Below are 18,655 nucleotides of genomic sequence, written 5' to 3'. Positions count from 1 at the left end.
GTAGTGATCATAACTATGAGTGCGTGCGCATCTCTCGGCGCACAGCCGCACAAGGGGGCGCATGGCCAATATGGTCGGGGGATGACGACCGAGTCCGACTCCTTTCCCCGCCGGCACGCACGCACCCAGCGCTTCACGCTCGGCGCGCCGCGTTCGTTCACGGTGGCTCCCGACGGCTCCCGGGTCGCGTTCCTGCGCTCCGGTTCCGGCACCGACCGCGCAGGTTCGCTGTGGGTTCTCGACCCGGCGGACGGCACGGAGCGCGTGGCCGCGGACCCGAGCGCTCTCCTGGGCGGCGCCACGGAGGACCTCTCGCCCGAGGAGCGGGCCCGCCGCGAGCGCAGCCGCGAGGGCGGCGCCGGGATCGTGGGCTACGCCGTCGACGAGGCCGTGGAGCTTGCGGCTTTCGCCTTGTCAGGGCGGCTTTTCACGGCCGAGTTGCGCGCCGGGACCGCCCGTGAACTGGACGTTCCCGGGCCGGTGATGGATCCCCGCCCCTCCCCCGACGGGCGACTCGTCGCGTATGTCGCCGGGGGCGCGCTGCGGGTCGTGGGGGCCGAGGGCGACGGGGACCGGGTGGTCGCGGAGCCCGAATCGGAGACGGTTTCCTATGGATTGGCCGAGTTCATCGCCGCCGAGGAAATGGCGCGTTCGCGGGGCTACTGGTGGGCTCCGGACTCGGACCGGCTGATGGTGGCGCGGGTGGACGACGCGCCGGTGGAGCGATGGTGGATCTCCGATCCTGCGCAGCCGAAACGTGACCCACAACACGTGCCGTATCCGGCTGCCGGGACGGCCAACGCGGAGGTCCGGCTCTACGTGTTCGGGCTCGACGGGGTGCGTACGGAGGTCGTCTGGGACCGGGCGCGGTATCCGTATCTGGCGCGAGTGCACTGGTCAGGGGCGGGTGCGCCGCTCCTGCTCGTACAGGCGCGCGACCAGCGCAGTCAGCTGTACCTGGCCGTGGACACCGACTCCGGGGCGACCCGGATGGTGCACGCCGACGAAGATCCGATTTGGCTTGATCTTTTCCCCGGGGTGCCGTGCTGGAGCCCGTCGGGCCGGCTGGTCCGGATCGCCGACGAGGGTGGCGCACGGGTCCTCGCGGTGGGGGAACGGCCGCTGACCGGAGCGCAGTTGCAGGTACGGGCGGTGCTGGACGTGACGGCCGACGACGTGCTCGTCTCGGCCTCCGCCGGGGAGGACGCCGAGCTGCCCGAGATCGGCGAGGTGCATGTCTACCGCGTCAACGAACTCGGCGTCGAGCGTCTTTCCCAGGAACCCGGCGTGCACTCGGCGGTGCGGGCCGGGGGTGTGACGGTCCTGGTGTCGGCGAGCCTCGACCGGCCCGGGAGCAAGGTGCAGATCCTGCGGGACGGGAAGCCGGTGGCGACTGTCCGGTCGTATGCGGAAGATCCCGGTCTGTCCCCCCGCGTGGAACTCACCCAGGGGGGCGCACGGCGAATCCCGTGCGCCGTGCTTATGCCTACGGACTACCCCGGTGACACCACACAACCGCTGCTTCCGGTTTTGCTGGACCCCTACGGCGGCCCCCACGGCCCCCGCGTCCTCGCCGCACACAACGCGCACCTCACCTCGCAGTGGTTCGCCGACCAGGGCTTCGCGGTGGTCGTGGCCGACGGCCGGGGCACACCGGGCCGCTCGCCCGGCTGGGAGAAGGCGATCCACCACGACCTCACGGTCAGTCTCGACGACCAGGTCGAGGCGCTCCAGGACCTCGCGCGGCGGTACCCCCTGGATCTCACCCGGGTGGCGATCCGCGGCTGGTCCTACGGCGGCTGGCTGGCGGGCCTCGCGGTCCTGCGCCGCCCGGACGTCTTCCACGCCGGCATCGCGGGCGCCCCGGTGGCCGACTGGCGGCTGTACGACACCCACTACACCGAGCGGTACCTCGGCGACCCCGTCGCGCACCCGGAGTCGTACGCGAAGAGCTCGCTCGTGACCGACGAGGGGCTCTCCTCACCCGCCGAGCCGCACCGGCCGCTGATGGTCGTGCACGGCCTCGCCGACGACAACGTGGTGGTCGCGCACTCCCTGCGGCTGTCCTCCGCGCTGCTCGCGGCCGGCCGCCCGCACGAGGTGCTGCCGCTGTCGGGAGTCACCCACATGACCCCGCAGGAACAGGTCGCGGAGAACCTGCTGCTGCTCCAGGTGGACTTCCTGAAGCGTTCGCTGGGGTTGCGGTAGCGCAGGCAACGGGCCGGGGCGACATGGCGCGCCCCGGCCCGTTTACGGCACCCGCACGGCCGTACGCTGTTCAGCCTGACGCGTCCGTATATCGGAATCGGGTCAGCCAAGTTGCCTGCGTGTTAACGCAGTTGCTGCACAAATGTGCGGCTATGGAACCTGGTTTCCATGATCGTCCGCCGGGACCACCTTCTTCTCCTGCGCGAAATGGCAGGCCGAGTCGTGCGCGGCGGGTCCGCTCGCATACCGGAACTCCGCCGGCACCGCGAGCTCCGGCACCTCCAGCGCGCACCGCTCCCGCGCCTTCCAGCAGCGGGTGCGGAAGCGGCAGCCGGAGGGGATGTTCGCCGGGGAGGGGACGTCACCGGTCAGGATGATCCGCTCCCGGTGCTCGCGCGCGACCGGGTCCGGCAGGGGCACCGCGGACAGCAGTGCCTGGGTGTAGGGATGCGTGGGATGGTCGTAGATCTCGGTGTCCCTGCCGATCTCCACGATCCGGCCGAGGTACATCACGCCGACCCGGTCCGAGATGTGCCGGACGATCGACAGGTCGTGCGCGATGAAGAGGTACGACAGCTCGAACTCGGCCTGGAGCCGGTCCATCAGATTGATGACCTGGGCCTGGATCGAGACGTCCAGCGCGGAGACCGGTTCGTCGGCGACGATCACCTCGGGGCGCAGGGCGAGGCCGCGCGCGATGCCGATGCGCTGGCGCTGGCCGCCGGAGAACTGGTGCGGGTAGCGGTTGACGTACTCCGGGTTGAGGCCGACGACGTCCAGGAGGTCCTGGACGTGCTTGCGCCGGTCGCCCTTCGGCGCCACCTCCGGGTGGATCTCGAACGGCTCCCCGATGATGTCGCCGACCGTCATCCGGGGGTTCAGGGAGGTGTACGGGTCCTGGAACACCATCTGGATGTTGCGGCGGACGGCCTTCAGGGCCTTCCCCGACAGCCTGGTGACGTCCTCGCCCTTGTAGCGGATCCGTCCTGCCGTCGGCCGCTCCAGGTGGACGAGCATCTTGGCGACCGTGGACTTGCCGCAGCCGGACTCGCCCACGATGCCGAGGGTTTCGCCCTTCCCGAGCGCGAAGTCGACGCCGTCGACGGCCCGCACCGCTCCGACCTGCTTCTTGAACAGGATGCCCTGGGTGAGCGGGTAGTGCTTGTGCAGCCCGCTCACCTCGAGGACCGGCTCAGACGTCGAGGCCATCGAGGCACTCCCTCCAGAGGTGGCACGCGCTCCCCCGGTCCGCGTCCACCTCGTAGAGCGGCGGCACGTCCGTGCGGCACACCGCCCGGGCCGTCGGGCAGCGCGGGTTGAAGGCGCAGCCCGGCGGGATGTTCATGAGGTTGGGCGGCAGGCCCCTGATGGCGTAGAGCTCCTGGCCCTTCTGGTCCAGGCGTGGGATGGAGTCGAGCAGACCGCGGGTGTAGGGGTGGGCGGGGGCCTTGTAGATGTCGTGGACGGGCGCCGACTCGACGATCCGGCCCGCGTACATCACGGCGATGCGGTCGGCGACGTCGGCGACCACGCCGAGGTCGTGGGTGATGAGGATGAGCCCCATGCGGTACTCGCGCTGCAACTCCGCGAGGAGGTCCATGACCTGGGCCTGGACGGTGACGTCGAGGGCGGTGGTGGGCTCGTCGGCGATGATCAGTGCCGGTTCGAGGGCGAGCGCCATGGCGATCATGATGCGCTGGCGCATTCCGCCGGAGAACTGGTGCGGGTAGTCCCTGACCCGTTCCCTCGCCGCCGGGATGCGGACGTGCTCCATCAGCTCCACGGCCCTGGCCCGCGCGTCCTTCTTCGACATCCCCCGGTGGACGACGAACATCTCGCCGAGCTGGTCGCCGACGGGCAGCACCGGGTTCAGGGCGGACAGCGCGTCCTGGAAGATCATCGCCATCTCGGCGCCCCGGGTCCGCCGGCGCTCGTCCTCCCTGAGCTTCAGCAGGTCCCGGCCCCGGAAGAGGATCTCCCCGCCGGTGATCCGTCCCGGCGGCATGTCGAGGATCCCCATGACCGCCTGCGCGGTGACGGACTTTCCCGACCCGGACTCGCCGAGCACGGCGAGGGTCTCGCCGGCGTCCACGGCGTAGGTGACCCCGTTGACGGCCTTGGCGACACCGTCCCGGGTCCGGAACTCCACATGCAGGTCACACACTTCGAGCAGCACCGGACCGTCACCTCAGCTTGGGGTCGAGGGCGTCGCGGACCGCGTCGCCGAGCATGATGAACGCGAGCACGGTCAGGGCGAGGGCGCCCGAGGGCCACAGCAGGGCGTGCGGGGCGTTGCGGACGTACGGGGAGGCGGCGGAGATGTCGATCCCCCAGGAGACGGTGGGCGGCTTCAGACCGACGCCCAGGTAGGACAGGGTCGCTTCCAGGGCGATGTACGTGCCGAGGGCGATGGTGGCCACGACGATCACCGGGGCGACGGCGTTCGGGGCGATGTGGCGCAGGATCAGACGGGAGTCGGAGGCGCCCAGGGCGCGGGCGGCCTGGACGTAGTCGTTCTGCTTGGCGGTGATGACCGAGCCGCGGGCGATGCGGGAGATCTGGGGCCAGCCCAGCAGCACCATGAAGCCGATGACCGGCCAGACGGTGTTGCTGGTGACGACGGAGAGCAGTACCAGTCCGCCCAGCACCACCGGGATCGCGAAGAAGACGTCGGTGACGCGCGAGAGGACCGAGTCGCCGGTGCCGCCGAAGAAGCCCGCGAGGCCGCCGAGGACGCTGCCGAGGAGGGCTACGCCGAGGGTGGCGAGGACGCCGACCGTGACGGACGTGCGGGCGCCGTAGACCACGCGCGTGTAGACGTCGCAGCCCTGGCCGTCGAAGCCGAAGGGATGGCCGGGCTGGGAGCCCTCCTGGGCCTTGGAGAGCTCGCATTTGAGGGGGCTCATCCAGGTGATGGCCGAGGGCCACAGAGAGATGAGGACCAGGAAGAGGATGATCAGGCCGGAGACGATGAAGACCGGGTTGCGGCGCAGGTCGCGCCAGGCGTCGGACCAGAGGGAGCGGGGCCCCGCGGCCGGCTCCGTGACCGGGGCCTCCTCCAGGGTCTCGCCCTCCGCCGTGGCGAGGTCCATCGCACCGCCCGCGCCGGTGCCGGCGATGGCGCCTTCCGGTTCGTACGGCTGCTCAGACATAGCGGATCCTCGGGTCGAGTACGGCGTACAGGAGGTCGACGAGGAGATTGGCGACCAGGAAGACCAGCACCAGGACGGTCACGAAGCCGACGACCGTCTGGGTGTTCTGGCGCAGGATCCCCTGGTAGAGCTGGTAGCCGACGCCGTGGATGTTGAAGATGCGCTCGGTGACGATCGCGCCGCCCATCAGGGCGCCGATGTCGGTGCCGATGAAGGTGACGACGGGGATGAGGGAGTTGCGCAGCAGGTGCCGGGTGACGACCCGGTGGCGGGGCAGGCCCTTGGCGACGGCCGTACGGACGTAGTCGGAGCGCTTGTTCTCCGCGATGGAGGTCCGGGTCAGACGGGTGACGTAGGCCAGGGAGACCGAGGCCAGCACCAGGCCGGGCACGACCAGCTCACCGAAGGTCGCCTCCGTGGACACGGACGGTTTGATCCAGTCCCACTCGACGCCCAGCAGCAGCTGGAGCAGCAGGCCGGTGACGAAGGTGGGGACGGAGATGACGACCAGGGTGAGGACGAGGACGCCCGTGTCGACGGGCCGCCCCCGCTGCAGTCCGGTGATCACGCCCAGGGTGATGCCGATGACGATCTCGAAGAGGACGGCGACGATCGTCAGCCGGATGGTGACGGGGAACGCCGACGCCATCAGCTCGGTGACCGGCTGGCCGTTGAACGCCGTACCGAAGTCGCCGGTGAAGACGTTCCCCATGTAGGTCAGGTACTGCTGCCATACGGGCTTGTCGAGGCCGAACTCCTTCTTCAGCTGGGCGGCCGTCGCCGGGTCGCACTGGCGGTCGCCGCACAGTCCCGCGACGGGGTCGCCCATCACGTTCACCATCAGGAAGATCAACAGCGTGGCGCCGATGAACACCGGGATCATCTGCAGCAGGCGCCGGACCACGTACCGCCCCACGCGGGTCAGCCGACCTTGATCTCGTTGTAGACGGGGACGGAGAACGGGTTGAGCTTGACGCCGGAGAGCCGCTCCGAGTAGCCGGCGCTGCCGTTCTGGTACCAGAGCGGGATGGCGGCCATGTTGTCGCGGACGACCTCCTCGGCCTGCTGGAAGGTCGTGACGGCCTTGGCGGTGTCGGTCTCGGCGTTGGCCTGGTCGACGAGCGTGTCGAAGTCCTTGTCGGACCACTTGCCGTCGTTGGAGGAGGCGTTGGTGTAGGAGAGCGGCTGAAGGAAGTTCTGGATGAGCGGGTAGTCCATCTGCCACCCGGCCCGGAAGGGGCCGCTCATCTTCTTGTCGCCGATCTGGTTGCGGAAGTCGGCGAAGGTGCCGACCGGGTTGCCGACGCAGGCCTTGTCGTTGCCGAGGGCGTTGTTGACGGAGTTGCAGACGGCGTCCACCCACTGCTTGTGGGAGCCGGTGTCCGCGTTGTAGGTGATCTTGACCTGGCCGTTCGGGAGGCCGCCGCCCTCCTCGATGAGCTTCTTGGCGGCCGCGGGGTCGTAGTCACAGGCGTCCCCGCACAGGCCCGCCTTGTAGCCGCCCTCCTCGCCGAGCACCGGCGAGGTCCAGTCGGTGGCCGGGGTGCGGGTGTTCTGGAAGATCGTCTTGGTGATCTGCGCGCGGTCGATCGCCCGGGACAGGCCCGTGCGGACCTTCTCCGAGCCCGGCTTGTTCCAGTCCGGGTCGTAGTACGGGAAGGCCAGGGTCTGGATGATGCCGGCGGGGGTGTTGAGGTAGCGGCCCCCCAGGTCGTTCCCGACGTTCTTCAGCTGGGCCGCGGGCACGTCGTCGACCAGGTCGAGGTTGCCGGCCAGCAGGTCGGTGTAGGCGGTGTTGTTGTCGGTGTAGACCTTGAGGTCCACTCCGCCGTTCTGCGCGACGTCCTCGCCCGGGTAGTCGTTCCACTTCCGCAGGGACATCTGCGAGCCCTTGGTGTACGAGGCGACCGTGTACGGGCCGTTCCCGACCGGTTTCTTCACCCAGCCGGCGTGGTCGGTGAAGAAGGACCGGGGCAGTGGGGCGTAGGCGTTGTAGCCCAGGGTGTCGGGGAAGGTGGAGAACTTCTGCCGGAGCTTCACGGTGAAGGTGAGGTCCCCGGTCACCTTCAGTCCGGAGAGGGTGTCGGCGCTCTGTGCGCTGCCGTCGTCCGGGTGGGTGCTGTCGTAGCCGTCGATGTACTCGAAGAAGTACGCGTTCTTCTGGTTGTTCCTCAGGCTCGCGCCGTAGTTCCAGGCGTCGACGAAGGACTTCGCCGTCACCTTCTCGCCGTTGCTGAACGTCCAGCCGTCCTTGACGGTGATGGTGAAGTTCCGCGAGTCGGTGGTGTCGATCTTCTCGGCCAGCATGTCGTAGGCCTTGCCGGTCTCCGGGTCGTACCGCTTCAGGTTGCGGAAGATCATGTCGAGGACCTTGCCGCCCTGCACCTCGTTGGTGTTGGCCGGCTCCAGCGGGTTCTGCGGGTCCCCCCAGGAGGAACTGAGGACCCCTCCGCTCTCCCCGCTGGCCCCACCCCCGCAGGCCGTCGCCGCGAGCACCGTCAGCGCCGCACATACGGCCCATTTCGCGTGCGTGGCTCCACGCATGGGATGCCTCCTCTTGACTGCGGACCCGTCACCGTGATCCTTTACCAGTCAATATCGGCACATGGTGCGTGCGGTGCATTTTCACCCCACCCGTACGGGTTTATCCCCGCCAAACGGATGACCCCGAACAGCCGTACCGAGCCGTTCGGGGTCATCCGCGGTTCAGGTCGGGTCAGCGCGGCAGCGCCTTGAAGACCACGTGGGCTCCGCCGTGCGGCGACAGCGATATCAACAGGTTCGACGACAGGGCCGCCGCGAGCCGCTCCAGCACCGGCAGCGTCGGCACCCCGCGGCCGTGCTCCATGCGCGAGAGCGCGCCCTGGCTCATCCCCGCCTGTTGCGCAAGGCGTTCCTGGGTCAGGCCCAACTCCAGCCGCCTGGTCCGTACGGCCGCCCCGAAGGGCCGCCCGAGCCACTCCCCCGCGACCCCGGCGCCTCTTCGATCCGTTGCAACCAACATCTCGTCACTCTCCCCGTTTGCGTTGGAACAACGATCAGGACAGAGAGTGGTGGAACCTGGTTCCGGGCTTGGCGAAGTCTTGAGCGCGCCTTGCATACCGCAAAGCACATGCGCCCACACGGTGAGACGCTGATCACTTCATGCGGTCCATGTGATGGTGACGATCGGCGCGCACACGGCCAAATCAACCCTCCGTCCGCTTTCCCGAGTTCCCGTCCGCACGCTTTGCCCGATGGCGCCGCGGAGTGTCAATGCGCCCTGTGGCATGGGCACGTTCGGGCGCCGGGCAACCCGGTTGCCGCCCTGTCCGTGCCCGGCCAGTCTGACTCCGCGCTCGGGTGCACCGCTCCGGTGAACGCAGCGCTTCCTGAAGGGGGAATCATCGTGCTGAGAATCGCAAGTGCCGTCGTCTCCACCGCCGTCGCGGCCGGCGGACTCGTGGCCGGTGTGGCCGCTCCGGCCTCCGCCGCGTGTGCCCCGAGCCCCGGCACCGGCTACCACATCACCAACAAGTCCACCGTGAGCAAGCCGACCAACCTGCACAGCGAGTGGATGTACGACAACCTCGACGGCAACCTCACCTACAACCACTCGGCGACCGCCACGGTCAGCGCCAGCGGCACCGCGGGTGTCGAGGCCGAGGCCGGGGCCATCTTCGCCAAGGCGAGCACGTCGTTCAGCGTGACGCTCGGCAAGTCCTGGGCGAAGTCGAACAGCTGGAGCTACTCGATCCCGGCGAAGAACAAGGCGGGCAAGACCAAGGTCCGCATGACGATGTTCCACGAGTCGAAGAAGTTCAAGGCCACGAAGTACTCGTACTACTACGACGGCCACTGCAAGTACCACGAGAGCAAGAAGTGGTCGAAGTGGTTCACCGCTCCGGTGAAGAAGGACTCCAACGTGTGGGGTCTGGAGTGGAAGTAGCGGCCGCACGAGGGGTCGTGGCCTGACACGGCCGCACCACCGGGGGAACCTCGACCTCGACGCGGGCCGGCCGGGACCGCCACTGCTGGCGTTCCCGGCCGGCCCGGAGCACTCACGCGGAGTGGACGACGTCCTTCTCCTCCGCGAAGTGACAGGCCGACTCGTGGGCCGCCGGCGTGTCCTCCCCGCGGAAGCGCTCGGGTACGGCGAGCACCGGCACCTCGGTGGAGCACTTGTCCTGCGCCTTCCAGCACCGGGTGCGGAACCGGCAGCCGGACGGCGGGTTCGCCGGCGAGGGCACGTCACCGGAGAGGATGATCCGCTCGCGGCCCTCACGGGCCTCCGGGTCGGGCACCGGGACGGCCGACAGCAGCGCCTGGGTGTAGGGGTGCGTCGGGTGCTCGTAGATCTGCTCGTCGGAGCCGATCTCGGCGATCTTGCCGAGGTACATCACGCCGACCCGGTCCGAGATGTGCCGGACGATCGACAGGTCGTGCGCGATGAAGATGTAGGAGAGGTTGAACTCGTCCTGCAGTCGCTCCATCAGGTTGATGACCTGGGCCTGGACGGACACGTCCAGCGCGGAGACCGGCTCGTCGCAGATGATGACCTCGGGGTTGAGCGCCAGCCCTCGGGCGATGCCGATGCGCTGGCGCTGACCGCCCGAGAACTGGTGCGGGTAGCGGTTGATGTACTCCGGGTTGAGGCCGACGACGTCCAGGAGGTCCTGCACCTTGCGGCGCCTGTCGCCCTTGGGCGCCACCTCCGGGTGGATGTCGAACGGCTCCCCGATGATGTCGCCGACCGTCATCCGTGGGTTCAGGGAGGTGTACGGGTCCTGGAACACCATCTGGATGTTGCGGCGGACGGCCTTCAGGGCACGGCCGGACAGCTTGGTGATGTCCTGGCCCTTGTAGAAGATCTCGCCCGCGGTGACCCGCTCCAGGTTCATCAGGAGCTTGGCGACCGTGGACTTGCCGCAGCCGGACTCGCCCACGATGCCGAGGGTCTCGCCCTGGTAGAGGTCGAAGGAGACGCCGTCGACGGCTTTGACCGCGCCGATCTGTTTCTTGAACAGGATGCCCTGGGTCAGCGGGAAGTGCTTCACCAGGTTGCGCACCTGGAGAATCGGTTCACCGCGGTCCACGGGCGCCTCGATCGCGGCGACCGCGTCGGTCTCGGACTGCACGTCCGCGGTCTCCACCTCGGAGACGTTCGGCGTGGCCTCCTGCTCGTCGTTCTTGCTGAGCTCAGCCATGGATCGTCTCCTTCCAGAAGTGGCACGCCGAGGCGCGGCCGACCAGCTCGGTGCCGTCCTGCTCGGTCACCGGCAGCAGGGCCGGGACGTCCGTACGGCAGATGTCCTGCGCCCTGGTGCAGCGCGGGTTGAACGCGCAACCGCTGGGGACGTGCAGGAGGTTGGGTGGCAGGCCCTTGATCGCGAACAGTTCCTGGCCCTTCTGGTCCAGGCGCGGGATCGAGTCCAGCAGGCCCCGGGTGTAGGGGTGCGCGGGGCGCTTGTAGAGCTCGTGCACCGGGGCGTGCTCCACGATCCGGCCCGCGTACATCACCGCGATCTTGTCCGCGACGTCGGCGACCACGCCGAGGTCGTGGGTGATCAGGATGAGACCCATGTTGTACTCGCGCTGGAGCTCCGCGAGCAGGTCCATGACCTGGGCCTGGACCGTCACGTCGAGGGCCGTGGTGGGCTCGTCGGCGATGATCAGGTCCGGTTCCAGGGCCAGCGCCATGGCGATCATGATGCGCTGACGCATACCGCCGGAGAACTGGTGCGGGTAGTCGTTGACCCGGGCCGCGGCGGCCGGGATCTTCACCCGGTCCATCAGCTCGATCGACTTGGCCTTGGCCTCCTTCTTGGAGAGGCCCTGGTGCACCCGGAACATCTCGCCGAGCTGGTAGCCCACGGAGAGCACCGGGTTCAGCGAGCTGAGCGCGTCCTGGAAGATCATGGCGATCCGCTGACCACGGATGCGGCGGCGCTCCTCGCCGGACATCTTGAGCATGTCCTGGCCGCGGAAAAGGATCTCGCCCTGCGGGATCCTGGCCGGGGGCATGTCCAGGATGCCCATGACCGCCTGTGCGGTCACCGACTTGCCGGAGCCCGACTCACCGAGCACGGCGAGCGTCTCGCCCGCCTTCACGCTGTAGTTGACGCCGTTGACGGCACGTACGACACCCTCGCGGGTGACGAACTCGACGTGCAGGTCACGGACTTCGAGCAGCGGGGTGTCCCCGCCGTCGCGGGGCGCCGGTACCGGGGCTTCTTCGATGATGGTCACGTACGCCTCCCTCAGCGCGTCTTCGGGTCAAGGGCGTTGCGGACCGCTTCGCCGAGCATGATGAATGCCAGCACCGTGATGGTGAGCATGATCGACGGGTAGAGCATGATCCACTGGGCCACCCGGATCGAGTTGCCGCCGTCGGAGATGTCGTTGCCCCAGGAGACGCCGTTCAGGCCGAGCCCCAGGAAGGACAGCGTGGCCTCGGAGCCGATGTAGACGCCGAGCGAGATGGTCGCGACGACGATCACCGGGGCCAGCGTGTTCGGCAGGATGTGCCGGAACAGGATCCGTGTGGTGCTCGCGCCGAGCGCCTTGGCCGCCTGGACGTAGTCGGACTGCTTGGTGGTGATCACCGCGCCGCGCATCACCCGCGCGAGCTGGGTCCAGCCGAAGAAGCCCAGGGCGCCGATGACGACCCAGGTGGTGCGCTCCGGGAAGGAGTTGAGGACGACCATGGTGCCCAGCAGGAACGGGATGCCGAAGAACACGTCGACGAGCCGGGACAGGATCGAGTCGACGATCCCGCCGAAGTAGCCGGCGATCATGCCGACCAGACCGCCCGCGATGGTCACCAGGAGGGTGGTGCCGAAGCCGACGGCTATGGAGGCGCGGGCGCCGTAGATGAGCCGGGCGTAGACGCTGCGGCCCTGCTGGTCGTAGCCCAGCCATTCCGGCGAGAAGACCTTGCCGAGCTTCGGCTTCTGCAGGTAGTGCTTGGCCAGGTCGCCGTAGGTCGGGTCGGCGCTGGTGAACCAGCCGGGGAAGAAGGTGATCGTCAGCAGCAGCAGGATCAGCACCGCCGAGACGATGAAGATCTTGTTGCGGCGCAGGTCCTGCCAGGCGTCGCCCCACAGGCTGCGGACCTTCTCGGCCTTGACCGGCACTCCGGCCGGGGCGGCGGTGGCCACGGCGTCCGGCGTGGCGGTGGCGGTGTCGGACTTGGTCATGTCAGGCATAGCGAATCCTCGGGTCAAGGACCGCGTAGAGCAGGTCGACAAGGAGGCTGGCGACGAGGTAGACGAGGACGAGGATGGTCACCAGGCCCACGAGGGTGGTGCCTTCCCGGCGGATGATCGACTGGTAGATCGTGCCGCCGATGCCCTGGATGTTGAAGATGCCCTCGGTGACGACGGCACCGCCGAGCAGGGCGCCGATGTCGGTGCCCAGGTAGGTGACCACGGGGATCATCGAGTTGCGCATCAGGTGGACACTCACCACCCGGCGCCGGGGCAGGCCCTTGGCGATGGCCGTACGGACGTAGTCGGCGCGCATGTTCTCCGCGATGGACGTACGGGTCAGCCGGGACACATAGGCGAGTGACGCCGTGGCCAGTACGATCGCAGGCATCAGCAACTGCCCGTAGTTCGACGGGTCGTTGACGTTCGGTTCGAGCCACTGCAGCTCGTCGGCGAAGATCCACTTGAGGATGAAGCCGAGGACGAACACCGGGACCGAGATCAGCAGCAGCGTGATCAGCAGGACCGTGGTGTCGGCGGCGCGTCCGGCGCGCAGGCCGGCGAAGACGCCGAGGGCGATGCCGACGACGAGCTCGATGGCGAAGGCGAAGCTGCCCAGCCGCAGAGTCACCGGGAAGGCGTCGCCGAGCACATCGGTGACGGGACGTCCGCTGGCGATCTGCGTGCCGAAGTCGGCGTGCAGGACGATGCCCTTCATGTAGTCCCAGTACTGCACGAGGATCGGCTGGTCGAGGCCGTACTGGTGCTTCAGGGCGGCGATCACCTGGGGGCTGCCGCCCTTGTCGCCGAACAGTCCGCGCACGGGGTCGCCGGGCAGGGCGTAGACCATGAGGAAGATAAGCAGGGTGGTCCCGATGAACACCGGGATCATCTGGAGCAGTCGTCGTGCGACATAGCGCCCCATCGTGCCTCCAAAAAAGTCACAGCGGCAGCAGGCGGGCCCTTCCCCCGCGCACCGCGTCGCGATGCATGTGGAAAGGGCCCCCCGGCCGCTGCCATTGCCCGGGGCGCGGCCTGCGCGCCCCGGGCAACGGATTGTCTGCGGTTACTTCTTGACCTCGACGCCGGTCAGGATCGGGTCTCCGTCCTGGCCGAACTTGACGCCCGAGACCTTCTCCGAGTAGCCCGCGTTGACCTTGTAGTACCAGAGCGGAATGCTCGGCATGTAGTTGACGAGCTGCTTCTCGATCTCCTGGTACTTCTTCACCGAGTCGTCCAGCGTGGCGGCGCTGTCGGCGGCGGCAATATCGGCGTCGATCGTCTTGTTGGAGAAGCCGCTCTGGTTGCCGTCCGACTTCGTGCCGTACAGGTCACGGATGAAGTTGGCGTTCATCGGGAAGTCCAGCACCCAGCCCGAGCGGTACATGGACTTGACCTCGTGCGCGTCACGGGCGTTGAGGTCGGCCTGGAAGTCGGCCTTCGGGTCGGTGTTGCACTTCACCCCGGTGGCGTTGGTGATGGAGTTGCAGACCGCCTCCACCCACTCCTTGTGACCGCCGTCGGTGTTGTACTGGATGGTGATGGAGTTGCCCGGAACGCCGCCACCTTCCTTGATGAGCTGCTTGGCCTTGGTCGGGTTGTACGTGGTGACGTCACCCGCGACGTTCGGCTCGTAGCCGAGGACGCCCTTGGCGACCCAGCCGGTGGCGGGCTCACGGGTGCCCTGGAGCACGGTCTTGGTGATGGTGTTCCGGTCGATCGCCATCGACAGGCCCTGCAGGACCTTCGGGTCGATGTCCTTCCACTGCTTGGTGTAGAAGGCCGGGGCGATGGTCTGTATCGCGGAGTACGCCTGGTCCACCGCGCGGGAGCCGAGGTCCTGCTTGTAGACCGGCAGGTCCTTCGGGGCGACCTGGGTGATGACGTCGAGGTTGCCGGACTTCAGGTCCTCGTACGCCGTCTCCGGGGTGGAGTAGTTCTTGAAGACCACGCCACCGTTCTTCGCCGCGTTCGAGCCCTTGTAGCCGGCGTACTTCTTGACCGTGATGGCCTTCTTGTGGTCCCAGCTGACGAACTCGTACGGGCCGTTGCCGACCGGCTTCTGACCGGCGGCCTTCGGGTCCTTGTAGAAGGACTCGGGCAGCGGCGAGAACACCTGGTAGCCGAGCTTGTAGACGTAGTACGGGATCGACTTCGACAGCGTGATGGTGAAGGTGTTGTCGTCGACGACCTTCAGACCGGAGAGCTCGGTGGCCTTGGGCTTGCCCTTCGCCGGGGCGACATCGTCGTAGCCCGCGATGTCGGAGAACCAGAAGCTGTTGGTCTGCTTGTTCTCGGGGTTGGCGGCCCAGTTCCAGGCCTTGACGTAGGACTCGGCGGTGACCGGGGTGCCGTCGTGGAACTTCCAGCCGGACCTCAGCTTGACCGTGTAGGTCTTGCTGTCCTTGGTGTCGATCGACTCGGCGTTCATGTAGACGATCTTGCCGCTCGCGTCGTAGTCCACCAGGCCGGTGAACAGCGAGTTGATCACGATGCTGCCGTAGGACTCCATCGTGTTGGCGGGCTGCAGGGGGTTCTGCGGCTCGCCGGACTCGACCGTGAACGTACCGTTCGGGTCGACGGCGGCCTTGCTGTCACCCTTGTCGTCGTCGCCACCACCACAGGCGGTCGCTGCCAGTGCCACCACCGCGGCCATCGCGACCCACTTGGCACTCCTCGCACCGCGCATGGGTTCCTCCTCAAGAATCCATTGATTCAGCGCATGGGGCAGCACGCGACTCAACACCGTTGCCGGCGCCTGAAAATGGTCGGTGCCCCCAGCGCTCGCGAGCCTGCGCCGCCTGTCGGCGCCTGACCCGTCCATCCGAGCTCTACGCGCCTAACTATCTGCCATGAGCGAAGACCGAACCACACCGGCAAGGTCTCGGTTCGATCACACCTGTCGCCTACTTCTTCCAAAATCCGGACAAAGGGATAGAGGGAAGATCCCTGCGAAACGGACTTGTTACACATCTACCGGAGAGAGGTGTCCGCATTCCGGACGTTCGGGAAGAAAAATGAGTTGCGGTCACCGCGGTCGCCGTGCGGGGGATCGTCCGACTTGTCCGTCACCGCCAACGACCCGTGCCCTCAAGGTCGTTCGCCGACACCGCACCCGCATGCGTCTATGCCGCACTTGTCCGAGGCTAGTACTCATCACCCCAAGGCGGGCGCCTCTGGAGCAGATCAAAGGGTTATCCCTATGTCTGCGCAGAGCAAAGACTGTGTTCACGCAACGAGCCAGGTCCCGCCGCGCGGGACCTGGCTCCTTCGCTGTGGGTCCGTCAGCCGTGCTTGGCGCGGCTCGCGGAACGCGCGCGCTCGCGCTGGTCGAGCACGACCTTGCGGATGCGGACGGCCTCCGGGGTCACCTCGACGCACTCGTCGTCGCGGCAGAACTCCAGCGACTGCTCCAGCGACAGCTTGCGCGGCGGCACGATCGCCTCGAACGAGTCGGCCGACGAGGACCGCATGTTCGTGAGCTTCTTCTCCTTGGTGATGTTCACGTCCATGTCGTCGGAGCGCGAGTTCTCGCCGACGATCATGCCCTCGTACACCTCGGTGCCGGGGTCGGTGAACAGCACACCGCGCTCCTGAAGGTTCGTCATCGCGAACGCGGTGACGGCGCCGGAGCGGTCGGCGACGAGCGAACCGTTGTTACGGGTCGTCAGCGTGCCGAACCACGGCTCGTGGCCCTCGTGGATGGAGTGCGCGATGCCCGTGCCGCGGGTGCCGGTCAGGAACTCGGTACGGAAGCCGATGAGACCACGGGACGGCACGACGAACTCCATGCGCACCCAGCCGGAACCGTGGTTGGACATGTTGTCCATCCGGCCCTTGCGGACACCCATGAGCTGCGTGACCGCGCCCATGTGCTCCTCGGGCACGTCGATCGTCATGCGCTCGACGGGCTCGTAGACCTTGCCGTCGACGTCCTTGGTGACGACCTGCGGCTTGCCGATGGTCAGCTCGAAGCCCTCGCGGCGCATCTGCTCGACCAGGATGGCCAGCGCCAGTTCACCGCGGCCCTGCACCTCCCAGGCGTCGGGGCGCTCGGTGTCCAGGACGCGCAGCGACACGTTGCCGACCAGCTCGCGGTCGAGGCGGTCCTTGACCTGACGGGCGGTGACCTTGCGGTCCTTGACCGCGCCCTTGTTGTCCGCGCCCTTGCCCGTACCGCCGCGACCGACCAGCGGCGAGGTGTTCGTGCCGATGGTCATGGAGATCGCCGGCTCGTCGACCGTGATCAGGGGCAGCGGGATCGGCCTCTCGGGGTCGGCGAGGGTCTCGCCGATCATGATGTCCGGGATACCGGCGACGGCACAGATGTCACCCGGGCCGGCCTTCTCGGCCGGCTTGCGGGTCAGCGCCTCGGTCATCAGCAGCTCGGTGATGCGCACGTTGGACATCGTGCCGTCACGCTTGATCCATGTGACGGTCTGGCCCTTGCGCAGCTCGCCCTGCTCGACGCGCAGCAGCGCGATACGGCCGAGGAAGTTGTCGGCGTCCAGGTTGGTGACGTGCGCCTGGAGCGGCGCCTCCTCGTCGTACTCCGGAGCCGGGACGTGCGAAAGGATCGTCGAGAAGAACGGCTCCAGGCTGTCGCTGTCCGCCGGGACGGTGCCGTCCTCGGGCTTGGTCAGCGAGGCCACTCCGTCGCGAGCGCACGCGTAGACGATCGGGAACTCGATCTGGTCCTCGTCGGCGTCGAGATCGAGGAAGAGGTCGTACGCCTCGTTGACGACCTCGTCGATGCGCGAGTCGGGCCGGTCCGTCTTGTTGATGCACAGGATGACGGGCAGGCGGGCCAGCAGCGCCTTGCGCAGCACGAAGCGGGTCTGCGGCAGCGGGCCCTCGGAGGCGTCGACGAGCAGCACCACCGCGTCGACCATCGACAGCCCGCGCTCGACCTCGCCGCCGAAGTCGGCGTGGCCGGGGGTGTCGATGATGTTGATGGTGATGACGTCACCGCCATCCTTCGGGTGGTACTTCACCGCCGTGTTCTTGGCCAGGATCGTGATGCCCTTCTCACGCTCCAGGTCGTTCGAGTCCATCATGCGGTCGTCGAGCGACTCGGCCGCGTGTGCGGCGAAGGCGCCGGCCTGCTTGAGCATGGCGTCGACCAGGGTGGTCTTGCCGTGGTCGACGTGGGCGACGATGGCGACGTTGCGGATGTCGTGGCGCGTGGCCATAAAGCGGCGTTCTCCCGGAGTGTGAGGAAGGCCTGCGCGTACATCTGTGTCTACGCGGGCCCTGCCGGGCTTGACATGCCACGGCCTCACCCCATGGTACGTGGCTCAGCGGGCGGCGGTCTCCGCAGGCCGCCGGATGCACCCCGCGGAGACCGGTGTGGATCAGGCGCCCCTGGTCGCGGCCGTGCCCGCATCGCAGGCCAGCCGGGCGGCGTCCCGGGCGAGCGCCGCGTCACCGACGGACTCGTCACAGTCGAGCACACCGCCGCCGTCGGCCTTCCAGCCCACCGCGTGGCCGCGCACGGCCGTGCCGTCGGCGCAGGAGTAGCGGAAGTCACCCGCCACCTCGGTGGTGTAGGCGTACTGGACGAAGTGCCCGGCGCCGTCGACCTCGCTCACCTCCTGCCCGTTGATCTCGGGCGCCTTCGCGTGCACGTCGGTGAAGACGTCAGCCGTGCCGTCCTCGGCCGGGGTGGCGGCGCCGGATTCGATCAGGCCGGTCTTCCTGCCCAGCGAGAAGAGCACCTCGGCGGAGGGCAGGGCCGCCCCCCGGGACTCGACCGACTGACGCGGGGTGTACAGCCTGGTCAGCGGATACGTCAGTCTGCCGCCGCCCTTGCCCAGAGCCTCCGGCTCGGAGAGTCCCGTCAGCCGCTCCGTCTCCTGGACGCCGGTCCAGGTGTACGTCCCGTCCGGGCACGCCCGCTTCCCGGCCACCGGACTCGCCGACGCCCCCGGGGCGGCCGACCGTTTGCCGCCGTCGTCGTCCGACCCGCCGGTGCAGGCCGTCAGGCCCGCCGCCAGGGCCACCGCGGCCACACCCGCCGCCCGGATCCGTCGCTGGACACCATGCATCGCAACTCCCCCGTTCCCCTGTTGCTTGTCGCGTACATGGTGCGGACTGCCGTCGGGCGCG

The 18,655-nt window shown here is 68.1% G+C and carries 15 protein-coding genes; 2 read left to right on the top strand and 13 right to left on the bottom strand.

The annotated features are described in order from the left end of the window. The first annotated feature begins 81 nt into the window (after positions 1–81). Positions 82–2,208 carry a S9 family peptidase gene (locus tag ABT057_RS28415; RefSeq protein ID WP_352346452.1) on the top strand — a complete coding sequence of 709 codons (2,127 nt, stop codon included), beginning with the start codon at positions 82–84 and terminating at the stop codon, positions 2,206–2,208. A gap of 150 nt (positions 2,209–2,358) precedes the next feature. Here ABT057_RS28415 and ABT057_RS28410 read toward each other — a convergent pair whose 3' ends face one another. From ABT057_RS28410 to ABT057_RS28385, 6 genes are all read right to left on the bottom strand, one after another. After that, positions 2,359–3,417 (bottom strand): ABC transporter ATP-binding protein, encoded by a 1,059-nt coding sequence (locus ABT057_RS28410; protein ID WP_352346451.1) that lies wholly within the window; start codon positions 3,415–3,417, stop codon positions 2,359–2,361. Continuing rightward, positions 3,401–4,384: an ABC transporter ATP-binding protein gene (locus tag ABT057_RS28405; protein WP_352346450.1), complete on the bottom strand. Its 984-nt coding sequence runs from the start codon at positions 4,382–4,384 to the stop codon at positions 3,401–3,403. The genes ABT057_RS28410 and ABT057_RS28405 overlap by 17 nt, the downstream gene beginning before the upstream one ends. 7 nt (positions 4,385–4,391) lie before the next feature. Beyond that, entirely contained in the window at positions 4,392–5,360 is a 969-nt protein-coding gene (locus ABT057_RS28400; RefSeq protein WP_352346449.1) for an ABC transporter permease, read from the bottom strand. Beyond that, the gene (locus ABT057_RS28395) at positions 5,353–6,276 is read right to left on the bottom strand and encodes an ABC transporter permease (RefSeq protein WP_352346448.1); all 924 of its coding nucleotides are present in this window, start codon (positions 6,274–6,276) and stop codon (positions 5,353–5,355) included. The genes ABT057_RS28400 and ABT057_RS28395 overlap by 8 nt, the downstream gene beginning before the upstream one ends. A 5-nt stretch (positions 6,277–6,281) precedes the next feature. After that, on the bottom strand, positions 6,282–7,904 hold the full coding sequence (locus ABT057_RS28390; RefSeq protein WP_352346447.1) for a peptide ABC transporter substrate-binding protein: 1,623 nt from the start codon (positions 7,902–7,904) through the stop codon (positions 6,282–6,284). A 172-nt stretch (positions 7,905–8,076) separates the two neighbouring features. Further along, complete coding sequence (locus ABT057_RS28385) at positions 8,077–8,364, bottom strand: helix-turn-helix domain-containing protein (protein ID WP_352346446.1); 288 nt, start codon at positions 8,362–8,364, stop codon at positions 8,077–8,079. Positions 8,365–8,748: 384 nt separating this feature from the next. Here ABT057_RS28385 and ABT057_RS28380 point away from each other — a divergent pair, with 384 nt between their 5' ends. Further along, positions 8,749–9,288 (top strand): hypothetical protein, encoded by a 540-nt coding sequence (locus ABT057_RS28380; protein ID WP_352346445.1) that lies wholly within the window; start codon positions 8,749–8,751, stop codon positions 9,286–9,288. Between the two features lie 112 nt (positions 9,289–9,400). Here the strand turns inward: ABT057_RS28380 and ABT057_RS28375 are convergent, their stop codons facing one another. The 7 genes from ABT057_RS28375 to ABT057_RS28345 form a co-directional block, all read right to left on the bottom strand. After that, positions 9,401–10,546: an ABC transporter ATP-binding protein gene (locus ABT057_RS28375; protein ID WP_352346444.1), complete on the bottom strand. Its 1,146-nt coding sequence runs from the start codon at positions 10,544–10,546 to the stop codon at positions 9,401–9,403. After that, complete coding sequence (locus ABT057_RS28370) at positions 10,539–11,588, bottom strand: ABC transporter ATP-binding protein (RefSeq protein WP_352346443.1); 1,050 nt, start codon at positions 11,586–11,588, stop codon at positions 10,539–10,541. Before ABT057_RS28370 ends, ABT057_RS28375 begins: the two co-directional genes overlap by 8 nt. An 11-nt stretch (positions 11,589–11,599) precedes the next feature. Next, positions 11,600–12,547: an ABC transporter permease gene (locus tag ABT057_RS28365; RefSeq protein ID WP_352346442.1), complete on the bottom strand. Its 948-nt coding sequence runs from the start codon at positions 12,545–12,547 to the stop codon at positions 11,600–11,602. Continuing rightward, on the bottom strand, positions 12,540–13,472 hold the full coding sequence (locus ABT057_RS28360) for an ABC transporter permease (RefSeq protein ID WP_352346441.1): 933 nt from the start codon (positions 13,470–13,472) through the stop codon (positions 12,540–12,542). The genes ABT057_RS28365 and ABT057_RS28360 overlap by 8 nt, the downstream gene beginning before the upstream one ends. Positions 13,473–13,613: 141 nt before the next feature. Further along, on the bottom strand, positions 13,614–15,236 hold the full coding sequence (locus tag ABT057_RS28355; protein WP_352346440.1) for a peptide ABC transporter substrate-binding protein: 1,623 nt from the start codon (positions 15,234–15,236) through the stop codon (positions 13,614–13,616). Between the two features lie 595 nt (positions 15,237–15,831). Beyond that, a complete protein-coding gene (gene typA / locus ABT057_RS28350) occupies positions 15,832–17,739 on the bottom strand; it encodes a translational GTPase TypA (protein ID WP_352346439.1) in 1,908 nt (635 codons plus the stop codon). A 162-nt stretch (positions 17,740–17,901) separates the two neighbouring features. Next, positions 17,902–18,594 carry a hypothetical protein gene (locus ABT057_RS28345; protein WP_352346438.1) on the bottom strand — a complete coding sequence of 231 codons (693 nt, stop codon included), beginning with the start codon at positions 18,592–18,594 and terminating at the stop codon, positions 17,902–17,904. Positions 18,595–18,655: the final 61 nt, after the last annotated feature.

Source organism: Streptomyces sp. NPDC002588 (assembly GCF_040295925.1).
Taxonomy (GTDB): Bacteria; Actinomycetota; Actinomycetes; order Streptomycetales; family Streptomycetaceae; genus Streptomyces.
The sequence above is the reverse complement of the archived record's forward strand: the minus strand, read 5'-3'. Positions and strand labels throughout refer to the sequence as shown.